The organism is Embleya sp. NPDC008237, from assembly GCF_042956465.1.
Classification (GTDB): domain Bacteria; phylum Actinomycetota; class Actinomycetes; order Streptomycetales; family Streptomycetaceae; genus Embleya.
Genome location: NZ_JBIBGL010000043.1, coordinates 21,192 through 27,662 on the forward strand (window position 1 = coordinate 21,192; position 6,471 = coordinate 27,662).

The 6,471-nt window shown below is 68.4% G+C and carries 4 protein-coding genes; 1 reads left to right on the forward strand and 3 read right to left on the reverse strand.

Annotated elements, in window-relative coordinates:
• Positions 1-350 precede the first annotated feature (350 nt).
• Positions 351-1,304 (reverse strand): hypothetical protein, encoded by a 954-nt coding sequence (locus tag ACFZBU_RS47800; protein WP_391590126.1) that lies wholly within the window; start codon positions 1,302-1,304, stop codon positions 351-353.
• Between the two features lie 508 nt (positions 1,305-1,812).
• Between ACFZBU_RS47800 and ACFZBU_RS47805 the strand changes: the two genes are divergently transcribed.
• Positions 1,813-2,208, forward strand: a complete 396-nt coding sequence (locus ACFZBU_RS47805; protein ID WP_391590127.1) for a hypothetical protein — start codon at positions 1,813-1,815, stop codon at positions 2,206-2,208.
• Between the two features lie 108 nt (positions 2,209-2,316).
• Here the strand turns inward: ACFZBU_RS47805 and ACFZBU_RS47810 are convergent, their stop codons facing one another.
• Together ACFZBU_RS47810 and ACFZBU_RS47815 are read right to left on the reverse strand one after the other, a co-directional pair.
• Complete coding sequence (locus ACFZBU_RS47810; protein WP_391590128.1) at positions 2,317-5,454, reverse strand: Helicase associated domain protein; 3,138 nt, start codon at positions 5,452-5,454, stop codon at positions 2,317-2,319.
• A 207-nt stretch (positions 5,455-5,661) separates the two neighbouring features.
• Positions 5,662-6,117 (reverse strand): hypothetical protein, encoded by a 456-nt coding sequence (locus ACFZBU_RS47815; protein ID WP_391590129.1) that lies wholly within the window; start codon positions 6,115-6,117, stop codon positions 5,662-5,664.
• Positions 6,118-6,471 lie beyond the last annotated feature (354 nt).

Below are 6,471 nucleotides of genomic sequence, written 5' to 3' on the forward strand. Positions count from 1 at the left end.
CACGACCACTCTCAGGGAACGCCGGACACACGCCTCAGAATCAGTGAATTCCCCATAAAGGCAGACCGGTTCTGCTAAAGGCAGCACCATCGGCGAGCGCCCACACCCCAGATCATCGCAACTGCGATCCTTCACTCCGAGGAGCCGCTGTCGGGCACGCCGTTCCGGACCACGACAACGACCCGACGAGAACGCGACAGGCGCAAGAACACCCCCAACTGCCAGGCCTCGAACCCCTCGTCGGCCGAACCTCCCATGCCCCGCTTGCCCGGCGAACCACGTCCCGCATCTCTGCCACTCCCGACGCATGGGGAAGTGGGCGCCACGCCACTTCGGACGCAACGCCTCGTTCAGGACTTGGGCAGGTGACCGTGGCGGGTGAGCAACTCGGTGAAAAACCCGGTGACCATGCTCGCGCGGTCCGGTTGTTTCAGTTCCCACGCGCCGAACCGATAGACCTCGTAGCCGGCCATACGGAGCTTGCGGTCCTCACGCACCATCTCGGCATACCGACCCGCGTTCGCCCGACCCTCGGCGTCCGCGTAATGGTGGAGACCGTCGATCTCGACGACGACACGAGCGCGTTCGGACATCAACAACAAGAAGTCCATCCGCTGACGGGGCAACGGCCCGGCACGCTCGCCCACCCGCGCACGACTGTACGGGTCGTAGTGCAGGTAGACCTGCGGGACGAGCGCGGGAAGATCGAAGCCGTGCTCCCCGTACAGCGCGGCGTAGGCCTGGAAGAATTCCGCCTCGACACCGTTCCCGGCCATGGACCGCCGAAGTCGGTGATACAGCCCGAGAGCGTTGTCCCGCTCCGGAGCGGCCGGAAGCCCTTCGCGATCGGCCCACCACCGCACGAGTTCACGCCAGGTCAGCCCGTGATCGGGTAGCGGCCGATCGTAGACGAGGCAGTACTGCTCGTTCCTCGTGATGCGAATGGTGTTGTTCAACGAATCCGTCAGGACGAGTTCGGGCTTGGGACCGTCGGCCGAGAAGATGAGGTTCTTCAACTCGCCGGCGACCCCGCGCACGCCCAAGCGCCCCACCAGCTCCGTCAGTTCGTCCCCACCGAACTCCTCCGTCACCCGTTGGGCTATCCGGGCGAGCTCGGCCATCCCCAGTGTCTGGACCCGACCCAGGACGTACCAGCGCTTGCTTCTATGCGGATCCTCGTCCTCACGCTCCGCCTCCAACCCCAACGACTCACAGACCTCCGCGAGGTTGTACGACTTCACCCGATCGCGCAGCGTGTCCGCAATCGCCTCGCGAAGCATGTGCGGTGTGACCCTGTCCGTCATCCCCTCATGTTCACCCAGCACCACGGCACCACGACGTCCAATCCGCATTCCGTGACCGATCCGCACCCACGACCACACCATCACGACCGACCCAGCCACCACGCCAAACCGGCGAAGACAGCCCCTCCGGCCGCAGTGGCCATGCCATGTACAGCCGCGGACAACAGACTTCGACAACGCCGGCACGTCCGGCACTCGCACGGACGGTGCTTCCGGGGAGAGACCCTGCTCATTTCTGTCTCCCGAACAAAACGACACACGCCGACGATCCGGCGCGTTGACGACCACCGATGTGGTGGGAAGCCGCTGGTCACGGCCTCAAGAACCAGAATCGACGCGCCACAGAGCGGTTGACCCCGCGAGCCGACCCCACGCCGTACGCGGCCGTGCGACGGACCAACCGAGCCATCGCTGCATCCAACCGAGCCTAAAGTTGCCAACAACGGCCATCGCCGTGTTCAACGCGCGACGAGACGAACGGGGGGACGAGTTGCCCAGGATCATGCGCATGCCCAGCCAAAGAGAACTCCCACCAGGCAACCGCCGGGACTTCGTCGAGGAAATCCACTCCCACTACCGAACGGCCCGCAGGCCCGCCCTACGCGCGATCAGCGACCACATCGAACACATGGAGCTACGCAGCAGCGTCAGCAAGGAGACGATCAGGCGCATGTTGGCCGGCCTGACCGTCCCCACGAGATGGGTCACCGTGGAGACCGTATTCCTCGCCCTGTGCGACCTCTCGGGAACCAACCCCAACGACTCGCGCTGGAGCTCCTACAACAACCTCGGAGACGACTGCACCCTGCAGGAGGAACTCGAACGCCGTTGGCACCAAGCCCTGGACGACCCCCCGCCCCCACCACCCATCAACAACGGATGGGCAGAGGAACCACCGTTCTAACGGTGGTTTGTTGACAGCGGGTCGGGGTCGCGGTACCCCGAATCGTTGGCACGTCTGAACTGACAGACTTGACGAAGTGGCAGGTCAGATTCACGCCGAACAATAGATTCACCACCTCATGCCCAACTCCGAAAGAAGTCGCCACCGCTCCTCGGAAAGCGAACTACCCCTCGTGCGCTGGTTGTTGATCCACTTACCCAACCGCACCTCGACCACCCGGCCGTCGACCGCCACCGCGCCGCCCCCATCCGGACCCGTTGCCCCTCCATCCGCGGAACCACCGCCTGCGGGATTGCCGCCCGGCCGCACCGCACGGACGACCTCCACGTGCCCGCGCGGTACCTCCAAGTGCCCCTCCCGTTCGCGGTAGGCGACGGCGGCGGTGAAGGCGCTCTCCCACGCGCCCTTGCCGCGCCGCGCCCGCCCCCCGCCCTCACCGGCCGCCGCTACGTCGCCGGCACCGTCCACCGCGCCGCCTGCTCGCGTCTCGATTCCACGACCGCCAGTCACTACCTTCCCGGCGCCGCCCGCCACTGCTCCGTGCTCGGCTCGGAGGCCGAGTTCGTCGAGTTGCTCGAGTTGTCCGGGCCCGAGCCCGGCCCTCACACTCGCTCGCCGGTGCCGCTGCGCCCAAGTGCCGATGTCCTGCCCACCGGCGACGTGTCCGGGCGTCAGCTCGTCGAGGGCTCCGCCGCGAGCGAGGAAGAGTCGTACCTCGTTGGCGGCCCGCTGCCAGGCGATGGTCCATCCGTCGGGGCGCCACCACGGGTCCAACTTTTCCAGGGCCCGGCGGCGTTCGGGGTAGGCGTCCAAAACACCCGCGCGTCGCTGGTTGGCAAGCCACTGTCCGATCCTGACGCCGTCCTGGACGGCGTTCTGTGGTGCGGCGAGGTGCCCCACACGCTCGACATACCGCCGTGCGACGGCGAGCCCGTCCTCGAACGCGGCGTCGGGGTGCGACCACACCATCCCGAGCATGACGAGCTTGCGCACCCGCCCGGCGTCGAGCCGCCCGGCGGCGTACTCCCTGCGCTGGACCGCGGCCCACTGCCCGACCGGGTAGTCGTGGTCGTGTTCGTCGCGTGCGTCGAGCGGGATCCTCATGTGCCCGTGCGTCCACAGGAACCGCCGCGCGGCGAGGTAGCCGCGGACCCAGTCGCGTTCGTCCGGGTCGATCACCCGCAGCCGCACGAAGTCCGCCACCACCACCGGGTCCCGAGGGCTGGAAAAACGCAGGAACGGCCGCGTCTCGCTTTCGCCGCCGGTGCCCGGCCCGTTTGCATCAGCCGGCCCGGCCGTGCCCTCCACAGCCCCGCCAACGCCCTCCGCGACCCCACCGACGCCCTCCTCGGTCGATCCCGCGCCCCCCTCGACCGCTGTGCCGCCGTTCGCTGCGCCGTGTTCCGCTGTGCCGCCCCCGCCCCCGCCCCCGCCCCCGCCCCTGTCCTCGTCCTGGCCGGGCCCGGCTCCGGCGACCGTCCGTGTCACGCCGTGTGCCCGTGCCTGGGGGACGGCGAGTGCTTCGACCATCTCGGGTGCGTGGGCGCGGAGCGCCTCCAACACGGTCACCAGGTAGCGGTGTCCGTCGGACAGGAGCATGTCGTCGGGCCGTTCGTGGTCGTCGAGGAACACCGGAACGATGATGGCGGCGGTCTTGCCCTGTCCCGGCTTCTGGCGCAGTGCCCTGCCCAGGGCCTGGGTGATGCTGACGATGCTCGAGATCTCGTCGAAGACGGCGACTCCGTCGACGGCCGGACAATCGATGCCCTCCCCGAGGATCCGCACGTTCGCCACCACCGACAGGTCGCCCGGGACCCCGGGTTCGGCGAACCGGCCGAGGACGCGTCGCCGGTGTTCGGCCGGGTGATCGCCGTGGAGCCATTCGGCGCGTACGTCCGTGGGGGCCTGGTCCGGGAGTTCGGCGCGCAGCCGCCAGCCGACATCAGGGAGCCCCAATGCGAAGGCCTTGGCCTCGGCGACGCGGTGGTGGAACGTGATGACGGTGCGCAGCCCGTTCTCGCGGGCGGTCTTCAGGAGTGCGGTCTGCAGTGCGGCGAGGCGTTTGCCGCGCCATGCCTCGACGAGCCTCGGCGCCTTGGGGCTCTTCTCGTCCAACGCCTTGCGCGCGTTGCGTCGGGCCTGGTTGAGCTCGGTGTCCCTGATGTCGGCCACCAGCACCACGAACCGTGCGAGGAGCCCGCGTCGGATGCTCTCGGCGAGCCCCAGATGGAAGATCCTCGGGCCGTAGACGTCGATCGCGTCCATGGACACCGCGAGTTCCTCGGGGAGCGCGGGAACACGCGGGAGCCGGGCCGCCCGGGTCCGCGCCGTCTCACCGTCACCGGTGTCGTCGCCCCCGCTATCTGACGCTTCGTCAGAGGACAGGGGCGCTTCACCGGTTTCGTAGATCATTTCGATTTGCATTTCCGGCGAGAAATACTCGTCTTCCGAATCGAGATCGAATGCGATGTCGTCAGGAATCGGAGGAAGCTCGATGTGCGATCCAGTGTGAGGTTCGACGTGGTCCTCGAGACCGCCGCCCGCGCCGTGCGCCGCGGCCCCGGACCCCATCTCGAACAGCGCCTTCTGACCGCCCGCGCCACCCCCGACACCGCCCCCGCGTCGTTCGCCGCGCCGCCTCCTGCGCCGTCCTTTGAAGGATTCGTAGATGCGGGGTGTGGCGGTCATGTAGAGCCGCCGCTGCGCCGGGACGAGCTGGTTGTCGTGGATGTCGGTCCAGGTCTTGTCGACGTGTCCGGCGGCTCTGTGCGCCTCGTCGCACAGCACCAGCGTCCAAGCCCTCAAAGCGGGGATCCCGTAGGGCCCGGTGTGCGCGTGGATGATGCTGCCCAGCGAGGCATAGGTGCCGAACACCGTGTACCGACCGTGCCGTTGGGCCCACAGGGCGAGACTGGGCCCGCTGGTGGTGGCGCGCACGTTCGCTGCGCCGAGCGCGTCGTCGCCCTCGAGGGAGCACACCGCGAGCATGGCCTCGTCGTGTCCGAGGGTGCGCCAGGCGGTGGCGGTCTGGGTGAGCAGATCCAGTGTGGGGACCAGGACGAGGGTGCCGCCGGTGGGTGCGAGGCGTCGGGCGGTCTCGGCGGCGATCAGCGTCTTGCCGGTGCCGGTGGCCGAGACCAGGAGCCCGCGGTTGCCGCCCGGGCGTACGGGGCCTTCCAGGCCGCGCACCGCGGCGTCGACGGCCTCGACCTGGTGCGGCCGCGGCCGTGGGGCGAATTCGCGCACCGACCCTCCTCGTCATCACTTCCGGAACACCCGACGGGGCTCCCGATACATGTTAAAGTCTACCTGAGTCATTCTTGAGTCACCTCGCTCTCCAATCCTGTCGAAGGAAAACATCAACGACGCACCCGCCTTTCGAGTCGTGCGCCGATCCTCCCGCCACGCCCCAGTCACGTGCGCGGGGCGGGGGAGTGGTCCGCGACCGTGTTTTCACCGCGGTTCGGGTACGCCGAGTTTCCCCAGTCGTGAGCGGATCGCGCCCGGTTGGCGGTCGAAGCGTCGGGCGAGTTCGACCAGGCCGTGGCCGGCGGCGTGGAGTTCGAGGAGCAGCTGCTCGTCTTCGGAGGTCCATCGTTGATAGGCGTTGGCGTGGCGGGTGCAGATCTCCTCCACGGAGTAGGCCTTGTCCGCGGCCTCGTTCGTGCGTGAGGCCGGTTGTCCCACACTCGCCTCCCGGGCGGGGATCAGTTCCACCGAGCCGAGTGCGGAGGAGGGGAAGTCGCACACCTCGACTCCCTCGAGCCAAAACGTGGTGGTGCCGTCCTCGAACGTCAACAGGTCCGCTTCCAAGTCGAGTTCACGGCACATGGCATCGGGGTCCGCGGGATCGGCGACGAACTCCTTGAAACGCAGGCGGAGTACCGTTCGGGGCTTCGGTTCGGTCATGACGGAAACGATGCCGGCCGAACCCACCTCCGGAGCCCGTCGCTTGTACCGATCCGCATCGCGGATCGGTTGCTCCCCGCAACGCGGGGAGCCCGCGCCTCTTCCGAAGGGAACTCCCGCAATCCACCGCCCACTCCGTGCTGCCGGCGGGCCGCAACGCGGCCCCGGTCCGAGCCGCAACGCGGATCGGACGCCTCCCGCAACGCGGGAGGCCTTCACGCCTTTCGATCCGCAACGCGGATCGAGCTCCCCGCAACGCGGGGAGCCTTCGGTGGCGCAACGCGCCACCGCGAGCCGCAACGCGGCTCGCTTCACTCGCAAGCCGCGCAGCGGCTTGGGGACCCGCTCCGCGGG

What these genes read in the sequence shown, in the direction of transcription:
- ACFZBU_RS47800 (WP_391590126.1), bottom strand. Translation starts at nt 1,304, where the DNA reads ATGACGGACAGGGTCACACCGCACATGCTTCGCGAGGCGATTGCGGAC.
- ACFZBU_RS47805 (WP_391590127.1), top strand. Translation starts at nt 1,813, where the DNA reads ATGCCCAGCCAAAGAGAACTCCCACCAGGCAACCGCCGGGACTTCGTC.
- ACFZBU_RS47815 (WP_391590129.1), bottom strand. Translation starts at nt 6,117, where the DNA reads ATGACCGAACCGAAGCCCCGAACGGTACTCCGCCTGCGTTTCAAGGAG.